Source organism: Bosea vaviloviae (assembly GCF_001741865.1).
Taxonomy (GTDB): domain Bacteria; phylum Pseudomonadota; class Alphaproteobacteria; order Rhizobiales; family Beijerinckiaceae; genus Allobosea; species Allobosea vaviloviae.
On record NZ_CP017147.1, the window covers coordinates 2,530,150 to 2,547,777 of the forward strand.

At 66.7% G+C, this 17,628-nt stretch carries 15 protein-coding genes; 7 read left to right on the top strand and 8 right to left on the bottom strand.

Going from position 1 to position 17,628, the window contains the following annotated elements; genetic code table 11:
- Nucleotides 1-14: 14 nt before the first annotated feature.
- Nucleotides 15-1,802: an acyl-CoA dehydrogenase family protein gene (locus BHK69_RS11805; RefSeq protein ID WP_069690271.1), complete on the top strand. Its 1,788-nt coding sequence runs from the start codon at nt 15-17 to the stop codon at nt 1,800-1,802.
- A gap of 257 nt (nt 1,803-2,059) precedes the next feature.
- On the opposite strand, the gene BHK69_RS11810 is transcribed toward BHK69_RS11805, so the two are convergent.
- Nucleotides 2,060-2,857 (bottom strand): class I SAM-dependent methyltransferase, encoded by a 798-nt coding sequence (locus BHK69_RS11810; RefSeq protein ID WP_069690272.1) that lies wholly within the window; start codon nt 2,855-2,857, stop codon nt 2,060-2,062.
- A gap of 443 nt (nt 2,858-3,300) precedes the next feature.
- Between BHK69_RS11810 and BHK69_RS11815 the strand changes: the two genes are divergently transcribed.
- The 3 genes from BHK69_RS11815 (at nt 3,301) to BHK69_RS11825 (ending at nt 6,154) form a co-directional block, all read left to right on the top strand.
- Nucleotides 3,301-4,161 carry an SDR family NAD(P)-dependent oxidoreductase gene (locus tag BHK69_RS11815; protein WP_069690273.1) on the top strand — a complete coding sequence of 287 codons (861 nt, stop codon included), beginning with the start codon at nt 3,301-3,303 and terminating at the stop codon, nt 4,159-4,161.
- A 12-nt stretch (nt 4,162-4,173) separates the two neighbouring features.
- Complete coding sequence (locus tag BHK69_RS11820) at nt 4,174-5,049, top strand: SDR family oxidoreductase (protein WP_199579114.1); 876 nt, start codon at nt 4,174-4,176, stop codon at nt 5,047-5,049.
- 115 nt (nt 5,050-5,164) lie between these two features.
- Complete coding sequence (locus tag BHK69_RS11825) at nt 5,165-6,154, top strand: magnesium transporter CorA family protein (protein WP_069690274.1); 990 nt, start codon at nt 5,165-5,167, stop codon at nt 6,152-6,154.
- A gap of 598 nt (nt 6,155-6,752) precedes the next feature.
- Here the strand turns inward: BHK69_RS11825 and BHK69_RS11830 are convergent.
- Nucleotides 6,753-7,799, bottom strand: coding sequence for a cysteine synthase A (locus BHK69_RS11830; RefSeq protein ID WP_069690275.1), 1,047 nt, complete (start codon nt 7,797-7,799; stop codon nt 6,753-6,755).
- A gap of 88 nt (nt 7,800-7,887) precedes the next feature.
- On the opposite strand from BHK69_RS11830, the gene BHK69_RS11835 reads away from it, so the two are divergent.
- Both BHK69_RS11835 and BHK69_RS11840 read left to right on the top strand, forming a co-directional pair.
- A complete protein-coding gene (locus BHK69_RS11835; protein WP_244548479.1) occupies nt 7,888-9,180 on the top strand; it encodes a class I SAM-dependent RNA methyltransferase in 1,293 nt (430 codons plus the stop codon).
- A gap of 14 nt (nt 9,181-9,194) precedes the next feature.
- Nucleotides 9,195-10,601, top strand: coding sequence for an FAD-binding oxidoreductase (locus BHK69_RS11840; protein WP_069690276.1), 1,407 nt, complete (start codon nt 9,195-9,197; stop codon nt 10,599-10,601).
- A gap of 248 nt (nt 10,602-10,849) precedes the next feature.
- Here the strand turns inward: BHK69_RS11840 and BHK69_RS11845 are convergent, their stop codons facing one another.
- The 5 genes from BHK69_RS11845 to BHK69_RS11870 all read right to left on the bottom strand — a co-directional run bounded on the left by BHK69_RS11845 (nt 10,850) and on the right by BHK69_RS11870 (nt 16,128).
- Nucleotides 10,850-12,031 carry a MalY/PatB family protein gene (locus BHK69_RS11845; protein ID WP_069690277.1) on the bottom strand — a complete coding sequence of 394 codons (1,182 nt, stop codon included), beginning with the start codon at nt 12,029-12,031 and terminating at the stop codon, nt 10,850-10,852.
- A gap of 998 nt (nt 12,032-13,029) precedes the next feature.
- Nucleotides 13,030-13,332, bottom strand: a complete 303-nt coding sequence (locus BHK69_RS11855; RefSeq protein ID WP_069690278.1) for a HigA family addiction module antitoxin — start codon at nt 13,330-13,332, stop codon at nt 13,030-13,032.
- Nucleotides 13,332-13,619 carry a type II toxin-antitoxin system RelE/ParE family toxin gene (locus BHK69_RS11860; RefSeq protein ID WP_069690279.1) on the bottom strand — a complete coding sequence of 96 codons (288 nt, stop codon included), beginning with the start codon at nt 13,617-13,619 and terminating at the stop codon, nt 13,332-13,334. The genes BHK69_RS11855 and BHK69_RS11860 overlap by 1 nt, the downstream gene beginning before the upstream one ends.
- Before the next feature lie 60 nt (nt 13,620-13,679).
- Nucleotides 13,680-15,278: a gamma-glutamyltransferase family protein gene (locus BHK69_RS11865; protein ID WP_069690280.1), complete on the bottom strand. Its 1,599-nt coding sequence runs from the start codon at nt 15,276-15,278 to the stop codon at nt 13,680-13,682.
- Nucleotides 15,279-15,348: 70 nt separating this feature from the next.
- Nucleotides 15,349-16,128, bottom strand: coding sequence for an SOS response-associated peptidase (locus tag BHK69_RS11870; protein ID WP_069690281.1), 780 nt, complete (start codon nt 16,126-16,128; stop codon nt 15,349-15,351).
- 89 nt (nt 16,129-16,217) lie between these two features.
- On the opposite strand from BHK69_RS11870, the gene BHK69_RS11875 reads away from it, so the two are divergent.
- Nucleotides 16,218-16,718, top strand: a complete 501-nt coding sequence (locus BHK69_RS11875) for a hypothetical protein (RefSeq protein WP_069690282.1) — start codon at nt 16,218-16,220, stop codon at nt 16,716-16,718.
- A 174-nt stretch (nt 16,719-16,892) separates the two neighbouring features.
- On the opposite strand, the gene BHK69_RS11880 is transcribed toward BHK69_RS11875, so the two are convergent.
- The gene (locus BHK69_RS11880; RefSeq protein ID WP_069690283.1) at nt 16,893-17,618 is read right to left on the bottom strand and encodes a TlyA family RNA methyltransferase; all 726 of its coding nucleotides are present in this window, start codon (nt 17,616-17,618) and stop codon (nt 16,893-16,895) included.
- Nucleotides 17,619-17,628: the final 10 nt, after the last annotated feature.

Sequence of the window (17,628 nt, forward strand, 5' to 3'; positions counted from 1 at the left end):
CCAGGGAGAATTTCATGAGCTACCGCGCCCCGGTCGAGGACATCATCGCCACCTTGCGCCATGTCGCCGGCCTCGACGGGCTGATCGCGGAGGGCCTCGCGCCGGAGCTCGAAGGCGGCCTCACCGAGGCCGTGCTGGAGGAGGCGGCGAAATTCGCCGCAGACGTGATCGCCCCGCTCAACCGCGTCGGCGACACCCATGGCTCGACCCTGAAGGACGGCGTCGTCACCACGCCGCCGGGCTGGAAGGAAGCCTACAAGGCCTGGGCGGAAGCCGGCTGGAACGCCCTTCCGGGCCCGGAGGTCTATGGCGGCCAGGCCCTGCCGACGCTGCTGCAATCGGCCTGCACCGAGATGTGGAACTCGGCTTCGCTGGCCTTCGCGCTCGGACCGCTGCTGACGATCGGCGCGATCGAGGCCGTTCACGCCCATGGCTCCGACCATCTCAAGCAGACCTATCTGGCGAAACTCGTCTCGGGCGAGTGGATGGGAACGATGAACCTGACCGAGCCGCAGGCGGGCTCCGATCTGAATGCGCTGCGCTCCAAGGCCGAGCGCGCCGGCGACGGCACCTACCGCATCACCGGCCAGAAGATCTTCATCACCTATGGCGAGCATGGGATGACGGAGAACATCATCCATCTCGTCCTCGCCCGCCTGCCCGACGCCCCTCCCGGCACGCGCGGCATCTCGCTCTTCCTGGTGCCGAAATACCTCGTCAATGCCGATGGAACGCTTGGCGCCCATAACGACCTGCGCTGCTCCGGCATCGAGCACAAGCTCGGCATCCACGCCTCGCCGACCTGCTCCATGGCCTATGGCGATAAGGATGGCGCGATCGGCTGGCTGATCGGCGAGGAGAATCGCGGCCTCGCCTGCATGTTCACGATGATGAACAACGCCCGCCTCAACGTCGCACTGCAGGGCGTCGCCATTGCCGAGCGCGCCTATCAGCAGGCGCTCGCCTTTGCCGGTGAGCGCCGCCAGGGCACGGCGCTCGACGCGCCCAAGGGCTCGGCCAAGGGCTCGGCAATGAGCCCGATCATCGTGCATCCCGATGTCCGCCGCATGCTGCTGGACATGCGCGCCAAGACTCAGGCCGCCCGCGCCATCTCCTATATGGTCGCCGCAGCGCTCGACCGTAGCCATCGCGAGACCGACGAGACCAGGCGCAAGGCTGCCAGCGAGCGTGCCGCGATCCTCACCCCCGTCGCCAAGGCCTATGCCACCGATATCGGCATCGATGTCGCCTCGACCGGCGTGCAGATCCATGGCGGCATGGGCTTCATCGAGGAGACCGGCGCCGCCCAGCATCTGCGTGACGCCCGCATCTGCACGATCTATGAGGGCACCAACGGCATCCAGGCGATCGACCTCGTGCTGCGCAAGCTGCCGCTCTCCGGCGGCGAGGCGGTCAAGGCGCTGATCAGCGAGATGCGCGGCGTGGCCGGCGAGGTCGAGGGCGCCAACACGCCGGGCTTCGGCCATAGCGCAGCCCGGCTGAAGGCCGCGATCGATGCCCTGGAGCGCGCCACCGACTGGATGTTGGCGACGATGGGCGCCAAGCCGGGCGAGGCGCTCGCCGGTGCGACGCCCTATCTCAAGCTCTTCGCTGTGGCGCAGGGCGGCACCGGCCTCGCCAGGAAGGCGCTCGCCATGCGCTCCGAGGAGAACGGCGCGGCGGCGCTCGCCACGGCCCGCTTCTTCGCCGAACATATCGTCACCGAGGCCCCGGCGCTGGAATTGGCGGTGACGGAAGGCGCCGGCGCGGTCGAGGACGCCGACGCGGTCTTCGCGGCGTGAGCCTCGGCACCGGAGCCCATGACCGGAGACCCGGAAGGAGGGGCGCGGGGAACCCTCTCCCGAGTGGGAGAGGGCAGGGTGAGGGCAGGCCCATGGACCAGTTGTGTGACGGCCTTGCCGTCATTGCGAGCGTAGCGAAGCAATCCAGGGGACGTAGAGCGAGCTCTCCTGGATTGCTTCGCGGAGCCTGTACTCGGGCTTGCCGAAGGCAAGACCCGGGTGCTCGCAATGACGATGGAATTGACGCTAGCGTTCGCTCAGCCGGAACTCGCTGGCTTGCGCACCCGCATATGCAGGAACAGCGGCGCGACGCGCGTATCCGCGAGATAGGGCTCACGCGCCGCGGTTTCGGCGTCGATCTGCGGTTCGTGCATGTGCTCGACGGCGAAGCCCGCCGCGATGATGAGATTGACCCATTCGCTCAGCGTGCGGTGGAAGCGCGGCACCTTGAACGGCTCGACCTTGGCCTTCTCGTGCTCGGGCGCGGCCCCGAAGCGCCAGGTCTCGATCTCGCCGTCGGTGGCGCGGAAATAGTCGCGAACCTCGATGCCCAGCACGGTCTTGTGCTCGTCGCGCAGCACCCGGCGGGAGGGCGTGGCGAAGCAGGGATGCAGGATCGAGAATTGCAAGAAGCCATCGGGCTTGAGCACGCGGGCCGCCTCGGCCAGGACGCGGTCCTGATGCGGCATGTCCATCAGCGACATGAAGGCCGTCGTGAAATCGAAGCTGGCATCTGCGAAGGGCAGTTCCATGCCGTCGGCGAGGCGGTAGGTGATGCCGAGCGGTGCTGCGGCCTCGGCCTCCTGCGCATGACGGATGAAGGTGGGCGCGATATCGATGCCGGTCATCGCGGCGCCGGCTTTGGCGATCTGGCGCGTATTGGCGCCTTCGCCGCAGCCGATATCGAGACCCACGAATCCGGTGACGGAGGGCAGGTTGGCCATGAAGGCCGGCGTGTTCAGGGCGTCGCGGTACAAATCGTAGCCGGCGCGCGCATGGCGCGTCCAGGTTTCGGCATTGGCCTCCCAGCAGGCGGCAACCTCGCTCGCATCCATGATCGACCTCGTTTGCTCGGGGGAGGGGCTTCTAGCGTTGTTTGGGGCGTCGCGGAACTGCGTCGTCATTCCGGGGCGCCGCTCTCGGGTCCGATCTTCGATCGGCCCAAGGATAAACACCGCAGCGAGCCCGGAACCCAGAAGCGCTGGTCGTGCAAGAGAGGCGCGGGGAACCCTCTCCCGGGTGGGAGAGGGCAGGGTGAGGGCAGGCCAGAAAACGTCAGGGCTCGGATACCTCGCTTAAGCGGCGGACATCGTCAGCTCAACTCGGCACCGTCCGGCCCTCACCCCTACCCCTCTCCCACCCGGGAGAGGGGATCCCGCGCCCTCTTTTTCTTCGTTTGCAGTTTCGGGTTGCGAGCTCGACCCTTTGGGCCGCCTTGGAATGACGCGCGTGATTTCATTCTGGCAATCCAGGCGGTGGATCGCCGGCGAGAGCGCAGATGACGCTCACCCAACAGACAGTTCATCCGCTCGCAGGCCGCATCTGCCTCGTCGCGGGCGCCTCGCGCGGGCTTGGGCGCGGTATCGCCAGGGCGCTGGGCGAAGCCGGCGCGACCGTCATCGTCACCGGGCGTTCAAGCGAGGCCGGTCCCCGCACCGACCAGCGCCAGGAGACTTTTGAGGATACGGCGCGCGAGGTCGAGGCCGCCGGCGGCAAGGGCCATCCCTATCGCTGCGACCATATGCAGGAGCGCGAGGTCGATACGCTGGTCTCCTGGGCCTTGCGCCGCTTCGGCCGGCTCGACTGCGTGGTCGATGCCGTCTGGGGCGGCAATGAAGGCTATGATGGCGAGCGCTATCCCGATGGCTCGCAATTCGGCGCGCCGTTCTGGCGCAGGCCGGTGGCAAGGCTCGGCCAGAATTTCGAGAGCGGCGTCTATGCGCAGCTGCTGCTGGCGCGGGCGGTCGCGCCCGCCATGGTGCAGATGCGCAAAGGCCTGATCGTCACGGTCAGCTTCGACACGGCCGGCGGCTATCTCGGCGATGTCTTCTACGATCTCGCCAAGACGGCGATGAACCGTCTGACCCTGGCGATGGGCCATGAGCTCAAGCCTTTCGGCGTCACGGCGCTGGGCCTGTCTCCAGGTCATGTCCTGACCGAGCGCGTCGCTGATGCCGGCATGGCGGAGGAGACGACCGAGAGCCCGCTCTATGCCGGCCGCGCGGTCGCGGCGCTTGCCGCTGATCCCGATGTCGCCCGCCATGCCGGCCAGGTGCTGCATGTCGCCGATCTCGCCCGTGCCTATGGCTTCACCGATCGGGACGGTACGCAGCCGGACCGCTTCACCATTCCAGCCTGAGGGAGGTCAGTCATGTCGCTCAAGAACTTGTCGCTCAAGAACAAGACGCTGTTCATCACCGGCGGCTCGCGCGGCATCGGGCTCGCCATCGCGCTCAAAGCCGCGCGCGACGGCGCCAATGTTACCATCGCCGCCAAGACGGCCGAGCCGCATCCCAAGCTCGTGGGCACGATCTATACCGCCGCCGCCGAGATCGAGGCGGCCGGTGGGCAATGCCTGCCGCTGATGGTCGATGTCCGCGACGAGGCGAGCGTGGCCGGCGCCATCGCCAAGACGGCGGAGCGCTTCGGCGGCATCGATATCGTCGTGAACAATGCCAGCGCGATCTCGCTGACCAACACGCAGATGACCGATATGAAGCGCTTCGATCTGATGCAGCAGATCAATACGCGCGGCACCTTCATGGTCTCGAAATACGCGATTCCCCATCTGGAGAAGGCGCAGAACCCGCATATCCTGATGCTCTCGCCGCCGCTCGACCTGGCGATGCGCTGGTTTGCGCCGCATCTGGCCTATTCGATCGCCAAATACGGCATGAGCCTGTGCGTGCTCGGCCTCGCCGGCGAGCTCGCGCCGAAGGGCATCGCGGTCAACGCGCTCTGGCCGCGCACGACGATCGCGACCGCCGCGGTGCAAAACCTGCTCGGCGGCGACAAGATGGTGCAGGCGAGCCGCACGCCGGAGATCCTCGCCGACGCCGCCCATCTGATCTTCGGCAAGCCGGCGCGCGAATTCTCGGGCCAGTTCCTGATCGACGACAGCTTCCTCGCGGGCGAGGGCGTCACCGACTTCACGCCCTACCGCGTCGACCCCTCCGTGCCCTTGATGCCGGACTTCTTCGTGCCGGCCGCGAGCCGGCCGCCCGAAGGCGTCAAGGGCGGGATGTGAGGCGGGATGCGAGGCAATGGCGCGCGCGGGTTGTCATCGGTTTGACATGATGGGGCGCTTGGGGTTCTTGCGGCGCAGCAAAAAGCTTGCTCGCCGCAGCTGAAAGTCGCCTGCCATGCTTCTGATCCACAATATCTGTCCCGAGACCGGCGACCGGCTGATCCATCGCAGCTTGACGATCGACGAGGATATTCCGGCCGGCTCGGTGTGGATCGACCTGCTCAATCCGACCGCGGGAGAGGACAAGAAGGTCGAGACCCATCTCGGCATCTCGATCCCGACGCGGGAGGAGATGCATGATCTCGAACCCTCCGAGATCATCTACACCGAGAACGGCGCGCATTACATGACGGCGCGAGTCATCTGCCACTCGGATACCGTCGTCCCGCGGCTGGCGGACGTCACCTTCATCCTCACCGAGAAGGCGCTGGTGACGGTGCGCTATGACGAGCCGGGCGCTTTCGGCATCTTCCTCAATCGCATCGCCAAGCCGGGCGGTTGCAGCCCGCAGCCAGCCGCCGTGATCGAGGGGCTGATCGAATCCATCGTCGACCGCGCGGCCGAGGTGCTGCGCGGCGTCGGCGACAGGATCGACGAGGCTTCGCGCCGGGTCTTCGAGGGCAAGAGTTCCGCAGTCGAGCAGAACGGCGCCTATCAGTCGGTCATCCGCAAGATCGGCCAATACGAGCACATCATCTCGAACGTGCGCGAAAGCATGGTCTCGGTCGAGCGCGTGCTGCTATTTCTCTCGGCCAATTTCAAGCGCCCCACCAAGGCCGCCAGCGGCTTCACGCCGGAATGGCGCACCTCGGTCCGTGACGTTCAGGCGATCGAGGAACACGCGACCTTCATTTCCAGCAAGCTCTCCTTCATGCTGCAGGCGACGCTCGGGCTTGTCGGGCTGGAGCAGAACAAGATCATCAAGCTGTTCTCGGTCGTCGCGGTGGTGCTGATGCCGCCGACCCTGATCGCCTCGATCTACGGCATGAACTTCAAGGCGATGCCGGAGCTCGAATGGGCCCATGGCTATCCGATGGCGCTGGCGATGATGGTCGTCTTCGCCATCCTGCCCTACCTGTTCTTCCGCTGGAAGAAGTGGCTGTAGCGCTCGCCGTCTTTCTCAGAAACGCGCGGTCATCCCGGACGCAGCGAAGCGGAGATCCGAGAATCTCGAGCCGGAAGAGGCGTCGGCAAAGGCAGGTGCCCCCCTCATCAAGAGATGGTCGGGTCAAGCCCACGACTGTCCGGTTGGGCTTTTGGCCCCTGAACGGATCATGCGCGGCTCTCCCCTCGCGGGCGAGATGAAGCGGAGTTCCGGATGAAGGGCGCGGGGAACCCTCTCCTGTAAGGAGAGGGTAGGGTGAGGTGTCGGCCGTTATCCGGAAAGGGCGAGCCCTCACCGCCGCATGCGGTTGGCTTTGCGCTGTACTGGTCGAGGGGCCGACACCTCATCCCTGCCCTTCTCCTTACAGGAGAAGGGTTCCCCGCGCCTGTCTCATTCGTCCCCGCCCGCTGGAAAGCCTTCAATGAACGGAGCTTTTCGACCGGGCGCTCGCGGCGAACCGGACAGCCGTGGGTCAAGCCCGACCATGACGCGCTTGGGAACCCGGGCCTCCGCGGAGTTTATCCTAGGGCCGATCGAAGATCGGCCCCGAGGGCTTCGCCCAGGATGACGTGGTGGTTCCGGGCGAAAACGCCGAATGCTATCCCAGCACCCGCGCCATCACGGCCTTCAGGCCCGCATCGCCCCGTTCCAGCCAGCCCGGTGTCGGCAGGCCCTTCGAGCGCAGGAAATCGGGGTTGAACAGCTTCGACTGATAGCGCGTGCCGTAATCGGCGAGGATGGTCACGATGGTGTGGCCAGGACCCATCTGCTTGCCCAGCCGGATCGCGCCGGCGACGTTGATGCCCGACGAGCCGCCCAGGCACAGGCCCTCATGCTCGAGCAGGTCGAAGACGACAGGCACCGCCTCGCTGTCGGGGATCTGGAAGGAGACGTCGATCGGCGCGCCCTCCAGATTCCTGGTGATCCGGCCCTGGCCGATGCCCTCGGTGATCGAGGAGCCCTCCGATTTGAGCTCGCCGGTGGTGTAGAAGGAATGCAGCGCCGCCCCGAGCGGATCGGCGAGGCCGATCGTGATCTTCGGGTTGAAGCCCTTCAGCGCGATGCCGACGCCGGCCAGCGTGCCGCCCGAGCCGACGGCGCAGATGAAGCCGTCGAGCTTGCCCTCCGTCTGCGCCCAGATCTCCGGGCCGGTCGTCTCGATATGGCCCTGGCGGTTAGCGGTATTGTCGAACTGGTTTGCCCAGATCGCGCCATTGGGCTCGGTCTTCGCCAGCTCTTCGGCGAGGCGGCCCGAAACCTTCACATAGTTGTTGGGATTGACATAGCCGACAGCCGGAACCTCGACCAGCGTCGCGCCGGCCAGCCGCAGCATGTCCTTCTTTTCCTGGCTCTGCGTCTCCGGGATCACGATCACCGAGCGGTAGCCGAGCGCATTGCCGACAAGTGCGATGCCGATGCCGGTGTTCCCCGCCGTGCCCTCGACGATGACGCCGCCCGGCCGCAATGTGCCGCGCTGTTCCGCGTCGCGGATGATGGCGAGCGCAGCGCGATCCTTGACCGACTGGCCGGGGTTCATGAACTCGGCCTTGCCTAGGATGATGCAGCCGGTCTCGGCCGAGGCGCGCTTCAGTTTGATCAACGGCGTATTGCCGATCGCCTCGATGACACCGTCTCGAACGCTCATGTCGGAATTCCCTGTTGCCCCGCGACCTGATAGGCCAAAGCAACGCTCAGGTCACCACGGGCCGGCCCGCTCGGACAAGGTTGGAAGAATGCTCGCCGGAAAGAAGCCGCAGGAGAAGGAAAGCGCTGCCGCAAGGCTGGCGATGAACGAAACGCTCCTGATCGACCATCTCGGCCAGAAGGGCGACGGCGTCGCGAAGACGGCCAATGGGCCGGTCTTCGTGCCCTATGCGCTGCCGGGCGAGACCGTGCGCGTGGTCCGCGATGGTGATCGTGGCCAGCTCGTCGAGATCATCGCGCCGGCCGCATCTCGCATTGCCGCGATCTGCCCGCTCTTCACCCGCTGCGGCGGCTGCGCCGCCCAGCATATGGATGAGGGCCTCTACAAGGCCTGGAAGCGCCAGCAGGTCGTCACCACGCTCGAGCGCGCCGGTGTTGCGGCACCCGTCGCCGATCTGGTCGACGCCCATGGCGCGGGCCGTCGCCGCGTCACCTTCCATGCCAGGCGCGAAGGTATTGGCATGATGGTCGGCTTCATGGCGGCGCGCAGCCATGATCTCGTCGCGGTAGAGGCCTGCCCGGTCCTGGCGCCCGGCCTGGCGCGGGCTCCGGCCGTCGCACAATTGCTGGCGAATCGGCTCGGCGGCTCCAACAAGCCGCTCGATCTGCAGGTCACCGCCTCGGATACCGGGCTCGATGTCGATATTCGCGGCCATGGCCCGGCCGGCGACAAGCTCCGGCTGTCGCTGACGGAAGCGGCCGAGCGGCTCGATCTGGCCAGGCTGTCCATGCATGGCGAGATCATCGTCGAACGCCGTTCCCCGCTCCAGAAAATGGGCAAGGCGATGGTGGCGCCGGCTCCTGGCGGCTTCCTGCAGGCGACCACGCTGGGCGAGGGGACGATCTCGGCGCTGGTCGTCTCAGCCCTGCCCAAGGCCAAGCGCGTCGCCGATCTCTTCGCCGGTTGCGGCCCCTTCAGCTTCCGCCTTGCCGAGAAGGCGCAGGTCCATGCCGTCGAGAGCGAGAAGGCGGCGATCCTGGCCCTGACGCGCGCGGCCGGCGCGACGCAAGGCCTCAAGCGGATCACCTCGGAAACCCGCGACCTGTTCCGGCGGCCCTTGCTGGAGCATGAACTGAACGCGTTCGACGCGGTGGTGCTCGATCCGCCGCGCGCCGGCGCGGAAGCGCAGGCGAGGCGGCTCGCGGCCTCGAAGGTCGCGAGCGTCGTCTATGTCTCCTGCGATGTCGGCAGCTTTGCCCGCGACGCCGCGATCCTGATCGCGGGGGGATATGCGCTGGAGGGCGTCACGCCCATCGACCAGTTCCGCTATTCAGCCCATATCGAACTCGTCGGCCTGTTCAGGCGCGCCGGCAAGCGTTGAAGCCTGGAGACCTCATGAGCAGCGAAATCCTGGATCAGATGTCGGCGATCGTCGGCGCGAAGAACGTCATCACCGACGCTGACGCGATGGTGCCTTATCTCAAGGAATGGCGTGATCTGTTCCGCGGCAAGGCGCAGGCCGTCGTCCGGCCGGGCTCGACCGAAGAGGTCGTGGCGCTGGTCAAGCTTGCGGCTGCTACGGGTACGACGCTTGTGCCCCAGGGCGGCAATACCGGCCTCGTCGGCGGGCAGATCCCGGTGGCGGAGGGCCGCGAGATCATCCTGTCGCTGCAGCGCATGGATAAGATCCGCGCCGTCGATCCCGACAGCGACACCATGACCGTCGAGGCCGGGCTGACGCTGCAGAAGGCGCAAGCTGCGGCCGAGGCGGCAGGCCGGCTCTTCCCGCTTTCGCTCGCCTCGGAAGGCAGCTGCACCATCGGCGGCAATCTCTCGACCAATGCCGGCGGCACGGCGGTGCTGGCCTATGGCAATGCCCGCGAGCTCTGCATGGGGCTCGAGGTCGTGCTCGCCGATGGCCGGGTCTGGAACGGCCTGCGCCAGCTCCGCAAGGACAATACCGGCTACGACCTGAAGAACCTCTTCATCGGGGCGGAAGGCACGCTCGGCATCATCACGGCCGCCGTGCTGAAGCTCTTCCCGCTGCCCGCCGCGCGCGCCACGGCCTTCCTTGCCGTGCCCTCGCCGGACGAGGCGCTGGCGCTGCTCAACGCCGCCAAGGCCGGTGCCGGCGGCACGCTGACGACCTTCGAGATCCTCTCCCGCACCGGGCTCGATTTCGTCCTGCGCCATGCCTCGGGCGCGCGCGACCCGCTCTCGGAGCCCTCGCCCTGGTATGTGCTGATGGAGGTCTGCGCCCAGTCGGCCAGCGGGCTCGACGAGGCGGTCGAGACCTTCCTCGGCGAGGCGCTGGAAAAGGGTCTGGTTACGGACGCCGCGCTCGCCGGCTCACTCAACCAGCGCAATGATTTCTGGAAGCTGCGCGAGATGCTCTCAGAGGTGCAGACCTATGAGGGCGGCTCGATCAAGCACGACGTCTCGGTGCCGCTGCATGCAGTGCCGGCCTTCATCGCCCGCGCCTCGGAGGCTGTTGTGGCGATGGTGCCCGGCTGCCGCCCGGTGCCCTTCGGCCATATGGGCGACGGCAACATCCACTTCAATGTCAGCCAGCCTGTGGGCGCCGACAAGCAGGCCTTCATCGGCCGCTGGAGCGAGGTCAACCAGGCCGTCCACGCCATCGTCAGCGAGATGCACGGCTCGATCTCGGCCGAACACGGCATCGGGCGCCTCAAGCGCGACCTGCTGCCGGGTGTCAAGGATCCGGTCGAACTCGCCTTGATGAAGACGCTGAAGGCGACGCTGGACCCGCAGGGAATCCTGAACCCGGGGGCTGTGGTTTAGCGCGCCCTTTTTTTCCCTTCTCCCACCCATCTCGGACTTGCCCGAGATGGGCAACTCAAAGTGTCAAAGTCGGCAACAGCCGACTTTGATGCGGGAGAAGGTGGCGCGCAGCGCCGGATGAGGGGGCACCGTGCCCTGTCCGGTTGGCGTCGTGTTACGCTGAGGCGGAAAGCTCACAGCGCCCCCTCATCCGTCTCGGCTTCGCCGATCCACCTTCTCCCGCGAGGGGAGAAGGGAAGGCGCGGCCCTTACTGCAAATCGGCAAACGCACCCTGCAGGCGCTCGACGGCTTCAGCGACGACGGCGCGCGGGGTTGCGAGGTTGAAGCGCAGGTAATTATCGCCGCCCAGCCCGAAGCTCGCGCCGTGATTGGCGGCGATCCGGGCCTGTTTCTCGACGCGAGCGATGAATTCGGCCGGGGCCATGCCGGTCCCGCTGAAATCGACCCAGCCGAGATAGGTCGCTTCCAGCGCCATCGAGCTCAGGCCGGGAACGGCGCTGACGCCCTCGTCGAAGAGGCGCCGGTTACCGTCGAGATAGGCGACCAGCGCATCGACCCAGGCTGCGCCCTCGGGGCTGTAGGCGGCCGTCGCCATGGCCATGCCGAAGGAGTTCGGGGAGATGCCGAGCGCGTTCATCCGCGCCTGGAAGGGGCCGCGCAGCGCCTCATCGGGGATGATGACGTTGCCGATATGGCTGCCGGCGAGGTTGAAGGTCTTGGTCGTCGCCGTCATCATCACCAGGCGGTCGAGGATATCGGGTGCGGCGAGCGGCATGGCCGTATGGCGCTGCCCGGGCATGACCAGATCGTGGTGGATCTCGTCGGAGACGAGGATGAGATCGTGGCGCTTGCAGAAATCGGCGATGGCGCGCAATTCGCCCGATGTCCAGACGCGCCCGCCCGGATTATGCGGCGAGCACAGGATCAGCATGCGCTCGCTGCCGGTCATGCGCGCATCCCAGCCGGGGATGTCGAGGACATAGCGCCCATCCGCGAGCGCGAGCGGGCATTCGACCACGCGCCGGCCGGCAGCAGTGACGATGCGGGCGAAGGCGTGGTAGACCGGCGTCATCAGCACGACGCCGTCACCGGGCTTGCTATAGGCCTCGACGCAGAGCGCGGTGCCGTTGACCAGCCCATGGGTGGTGAAGATCGCCTGCGGCTCGACCTCCCAGCCATGGCGGTTTTTCATCCACCAGCGGATGGCGTCGCGATAGGCCCGGTCATCGCCGAAATAGCCGTAGACGCCATGGCCGGCCATCGCCTCGACCGCCGCCTGCACGCAGGCCGGCGGCTGGAAATCCATGTCGGCCACCCACATGGCGATACCGTCGGCTGCGGCTACGCCGAAATTCGCCTCCATCATATCCCACTTCGCCGAATGCGTGCCGCGGCGGTCGATCAGCAAGTCGAAATTCGGCGTGGTCATGATGGATCCCGGAGAAGAATTTGTTCGGATTGGCTGTGTTGGCGATTATAAAATTCTACGCAGACGATAATGCGTAGACAGTTTATCTAGATGATCCATGCGGAGTCACGGCCCGATGACTGAAGCGGGCGGGGCGGGGGCATGTCGGCGACGCAGGGCGTCTGCTGCGAAACGGCGGGGGCAGTTTTGACGGGAGCCTCGACGCATTCTTCCCTTCTCCCGGATGGGAGAAGGTGCCCCGGCAGGGGCGGATGAGGGTGTGCCCTTCCGGTAGAAGGCGCTGCGGCATGGTTGCATCTCAACGATCAGCGGCACACCCTCACCCCTGCCCCTCTCCCATCCGGGAGAGGGGTTCCTCGCGCCCTTTCGTCATGGTCGGGACAACAAGCCCGACCATGACGGGACGTTCGTTGCTGTTGGGATAGCTATCGCCGTCTTGCATCATCGGTTTCGACGAGGGCTTTGATAGCGGCGGCAGTAGTTCGCGCTGCATTATGGTCGGCAGGTGCCATGCACATATCGATCTCCGCGCAACGCACGAGGTAGTCAACGACTGTAGCCTCCGAGCTACCGCTGATAATCATGCCAGCCGCCTGCATTAGGTAGTCGTCATACTCGTCGGCTGGCGTGGCTGGTGGCCCCTCAAGGCCGATAGGGTTCCAGTGCGCCCAGCCGATGAGCCTCAAGCGGTCCAAGTCCTGGGGAGAGCCCTGTATGACGGATTGCCAATCCGATCGGTCCTTGACCACCGCTTGGGCACGAGCGGCTTCCAAAAACCGGAGGCGCTTCGCTGTCGCATTACGAAGAGAAGCCTTCGTCGCGAAGGAAACCTTAGCCCGTGCTTCTGTAATCTGCTGATCGAGCTCTTGGACAGACAGTTTCGATATCTCAGAAGGTGTGGTTGCCCGGACGCCTCTCCGACCCATGTTCACCTCATTCCCACCCACGGAGGCTAGCAGTAGAATCTCGGCCTGCTCCCCGAAGCTGAACAACCTCCCTCACGCCGCCGCCGCGACCCGCTCCACCTTGATGTCCTTCTCATGCGCCCGTGCCTTGGCGAGGTCGTGAGCGGCCTGCATCCGCAGCATCGTGTCGGCGCGCAGGCCGAAGGCCTTCTCGAAGCGGATCGCCATTTCGGCCGAGAGGCCGGCATGGCCGTTCAGCAGGTTGCTCATGGCCTGACGGGTCACACCCAGCTTTTCGGCCGCGACGGTGACGCTGAGCCCATGCGGCGCGACGATCTCGGTCCTGAGCCATTCGCCGGGATGGACGGCGAAGCTCGGGTGAAGCTTGATGGCCATCAGTGATAATCCTCCAGGTCCATGTCCTCGATCGCGCGAGCGTCATTGATGCGAAAGGTCATTCGCCAGTTCTTCGTCACGGTGAGCGACCAGACACCGTCCCGATCGCCCGTCAGCATATGGGCTCCGTAGTTCGGCGGGACTTTCAGCTCCTCCATGGTCTCGATCACAGTCAGATAGGCCAGCATGTTCCGGAGCCGTCCGACGAGATTGCCGGATAGCCCCTTGGCGTTGCCTGTCTCCGCGAAATTCCGGAGCGCCTTATGCCTGATGCTCTCGATATCCACATGGATCAGGTAGTCCGAGGCGCGTCATGTGTCAAGTGTCGCTTGACGTCTTCCGGCCTCTCACACCGCCACCACATACCCATCCCGCCGCGGATCGGCTGCGCCGGTCAGCACCCCCGTCGCGGGATCGCGCGCCACCGCCTGCATGCCGCCGCAGCGCATCGTCCAGCCGACATCGAAGGCCTCGATCGCATGGCCGCGTCGCTGGAGCTCGGCGATCGTCTCCGGCGCGATGCGGTTCTCGGCCTCGATGAAGCGGCCGTCCCAGAGCCTGGCGCGTGGCGCCTCGATCGCCTCCTGCAAGGGCAAGGCGAAGTCGAGATATTGCACCATCGCCTGCGCCTGCGTCTGCATGATGCCGTAGCTGCCGGGCGTGCCGAGCGCGAGCACCGGCTTGCCGTCCCGCGTCGAGATGCTCGGCGACATGCACATCGGCAGTTCCGAGCCGGCTTGGGAGCGGTTGGGGCTGCCGGTCTGGACGTCGGCCCAATAGAGGAAGTTGTTGAGGCAAAGCCCGGTGCCCGGCACCACGACGCCGCTGCCGAAGGGCGCGCCCAGGCTGTTGGTGATGCAGATCAGATTGCCCTCGGCGTCGCCGACCGAAAACGAGGTGGTGTGGGCCGGGTCCTCGCCCTCCTGCGGCGTCCATTGCTCGGTCGGGCCGGTGATCGGTTGGCCGTCGCGCACGCGCGCCCGCAATTGTTCGATGAAGGCGTCCGAGAGGATCTCGGCGAGCTTGTCCGGCGAGGGGTTGTTGTGGGCGATGCGGATGCCGGCCGCGAGCCGGATGGCGCGATAGACCAGGTCGAGATGCTCCGGCCCGTCCTTGGCGAGGGCGCCGATCTCGAAGCCTTCAAGAATTCGCAGGGACAGGAGGAACTGGAAGGCCTCGCAGGTCGGCGGTGGCACATGGATGTCCAGGCCGCGATAGGAGGCGCTCAGCGGCTCGCGCCAGCGCGGGGCGACGGCGGCGAGATCGGCCATCGTCATCGTGCCGCCGAGCGAGGCGAGATGCGCGACGATGCGTTCGCCGAGCGCGCCGCGATAGAGATGATCGGGGCCGTTCGCCGCGATCTCGGAGAGGGTGCGCGCGAGGTCGGGCTGGCGCAGCAGCGTGCCGAGCTTCACCGGGCCGCCATCGGGCAGATAGGCCTGGGCGAAGGCCGGATAGAGCTCGGGCCAGGCCTTGAGCAGCGGCGCTTGCTCGTTGAACTCGTCGACGCCGAATTCGGCGAGCGGGAAGCCGCCCTGGGCAAGCGCGATGGCCGGCGCCAGGATATCGCTGAGCGGCTTGCGGCCATATCTGCCGGCGATCTCGCACCAGCCGGCGAGATTGCCCGGCATGGCGACGGAGAGCGCGCCGCGTTCGAGATCGGAGCGCTTGCTGAAGCGCTCGGCCGGGAAGCTCGCCTGGATCGGCGGCACGAAATCGAGCACCCGGATGCGGCTCTCGGCCGCGACCCACATCGTCGCCGAGCCCATGCCGAACAGGCTCGACATGAAGGGCTCGACCACGTTGAGCGCCGCTGCGGTCGCGGCGATGGCGTCAAAAGCGTTGCCGCCCTGGGCGAGCAGGCGCGCGCCGGCCTGCGCCGCCAGGGGATGGGCGGCGGCGACCATGCCGTGGCGGGAGCTCATCGTCGGGCGGCGGCCATGCATCGAATCTGATCCTCGGGTTCTCGCCGCAGGTCTCGTCGGCGCGTGCGCCGATCAGACCACAATTCGCGCCTCAGAACAGGCTGCCTTGCCCATCGTTTTCGGGGTTGCGGGTCGCCTTGCGCGCATGGCGCGCTGGTGCAGGGGCGGGCGCGGCCGAAGCTGCTGGCGCGGCCGAGGCGTCGAACGGCTCCTGGACCTGCGGCCCGTCATTGACGACCTTGTTCACGGCGGTGCCGATGCGCACCATCTCCAGCAGGTCCTCCGAGGGCGGGCGCAGCAGCGTCGCGGCCTCGTCGGGCGTGGCGGCGGGATCGAGCCAGGCGTCGTAATCGCGGGGATCGAGGATCACCGGGCAGCGATCATGGATCGCCGACATCAAGCCATTGGCAGGGCCGTTGACCAGGGCGACGGTGTCGATCTCCGAGCCGTCGGGCGAATGCCAGGTTTCCCAGAGCGCCGCAAAAGCGAACAGGCCGCGATCGGGCCGGCGGAACAGGAAGGCGTGGTTTTCCGATTGGCGGCCCTGGCCGGTGCGGTGCCATTCATAGAAGCCGTCGGCCGGCATCAGGCAGCGCCGGCGGATGAAGGCCGCGCGGAAGGAGGGTTTTTCGCGCGCGCTCTCGCCCCGGACATTGATCACCAGCGGGAAGCTCTTCACATCCTTGACCCAGCCGGGGATGAAGCCCCAGCGCATCAGGATGAACTGGCGCACGCCCCCGTCCAGCCGCACCACCGGCACGGGCTGCGTCGGCGCGATGTTGTAGCGCGGCGGGAAGTTCGGCCGCTCGCCATAGGCGAAAAGCTTCTGCATCGCCTCGGGGGGCAGGGTGATGGCGTAGCGGCCGCACATGAGGTGACAGATGTGGCGAGTGCGGCAGGCGCGATCAACACTTTATTTGTCTTTGAACACGCATAGTCCCCGCATTCTCGGGGCTCTTGATGACCGTCTCTGCGATGCGAGCGCCGGCTGCTGCCGAGGATGACGTGCCGGACATAACGGCCGGACCCCATCTGTCGACCGACTATCTCAACCGCTACGGCGAAGCGCTGATGCTGATCGAGATGGCGCCGATGGATCTCGGTATCCTCGACGATCTCAAGGATTGGCGCGTCGTCGATTATCGCGGGCATTTCGAGGCGTCGCAATTGCGCTGCGCCGCTTCGGCGCTCCAGGCCTATGAGGCTCTCGATCCCGCGCGCAGGCAGGCCTTCGAAGAGCTCTGTCGCGCCATGAACCGGCTGATCGCGACGGTGACCGCATTGCTGGCGGATCTGCGGGAGGAGCGGGATGCGCTGGCCGTCGTCGAGGTCGCCAGCGAAGCGCTGCGCAGCCTGATCGGCCGCGCGACGCAGTTCATCAACGCCAACGGGCAGGTCGATCTCGGCGGCATCGAGGCGCGTGGCCTGCAGAGCGAGATCGACGCGCTGTTTTCGCGCTGACAGTTACGAGCGCGGCGAAGCGGGGACCCGTCATTGCGAGGAGCGATAGCGACGAAGCAATCCAGAAGGTCTCGCTCGACGGCCCCTGGATTGCTTCGCGGAGCCTGTACTCGGGCTTGCCGAAGGCAAGACCCGGGTGCTCGCAATGACGGTTCAAGCTGCGTGGATGACGCTCTAACCGCGCTTGGCGCCGATCAGGAATTCGCGGTTGCCGTCGCCGCCTTCGATCGGGGAGGGGGTGAGCCCCAGGATCGCGAAGCCGAGGGCTTCCAGCGTGGCGGTGATCTCGGCGCAGACGCGCTCATGCACGGCCTCGTCGCGCACGACGCCCTTCTTCAGCGCCGCCCGGCCGGCCTCGAACTGCGGCTTGATCAAGGCCGCGATCCCAGCCTCGGGAGCCAGCAGCGCAGCGACGGCGGGCAGGACGAGCTTGAGCGATATGAAGCTGACATCGATCGCCGCCAGTGAAGGGGGGGCCGGCAGATCCGACGGCGCGAGCTTGCGCACATCCTGCCCCTCCAGGCTGCGCACACGCGGATGGCCGCGCAGCGAGGCGTGGAACTGCTCGCGGCCGACATCGACGGCGGTGACATGGGCCGCGCCGCGCTTCAGCAGGACGTCGGTGAAGCCGCCGGTCGAGGCGCCGACATCGAGGCAGACACGGCCTTTGGGATCGAAGCCGAAGGCGTCGAGCGCGGCTGCGAGCTTGAGGCCGCCGCGCGAGACGTAAGGGTGGGGCGCCTCCGCCGTGACCTGCGCATTCGAGGCCAGCATCACTGATGCCTTGCGGACGACCGCGCCGTCCGCCGTGACGAGCCCTGCCGTGATGGCGGCCTGCGCCCGCGCCCGGCTCTCGAAGATGCCGCGCTCGACGAGCAGCTGGTCGGCCCGGGTCTTCATGACGGCGCGC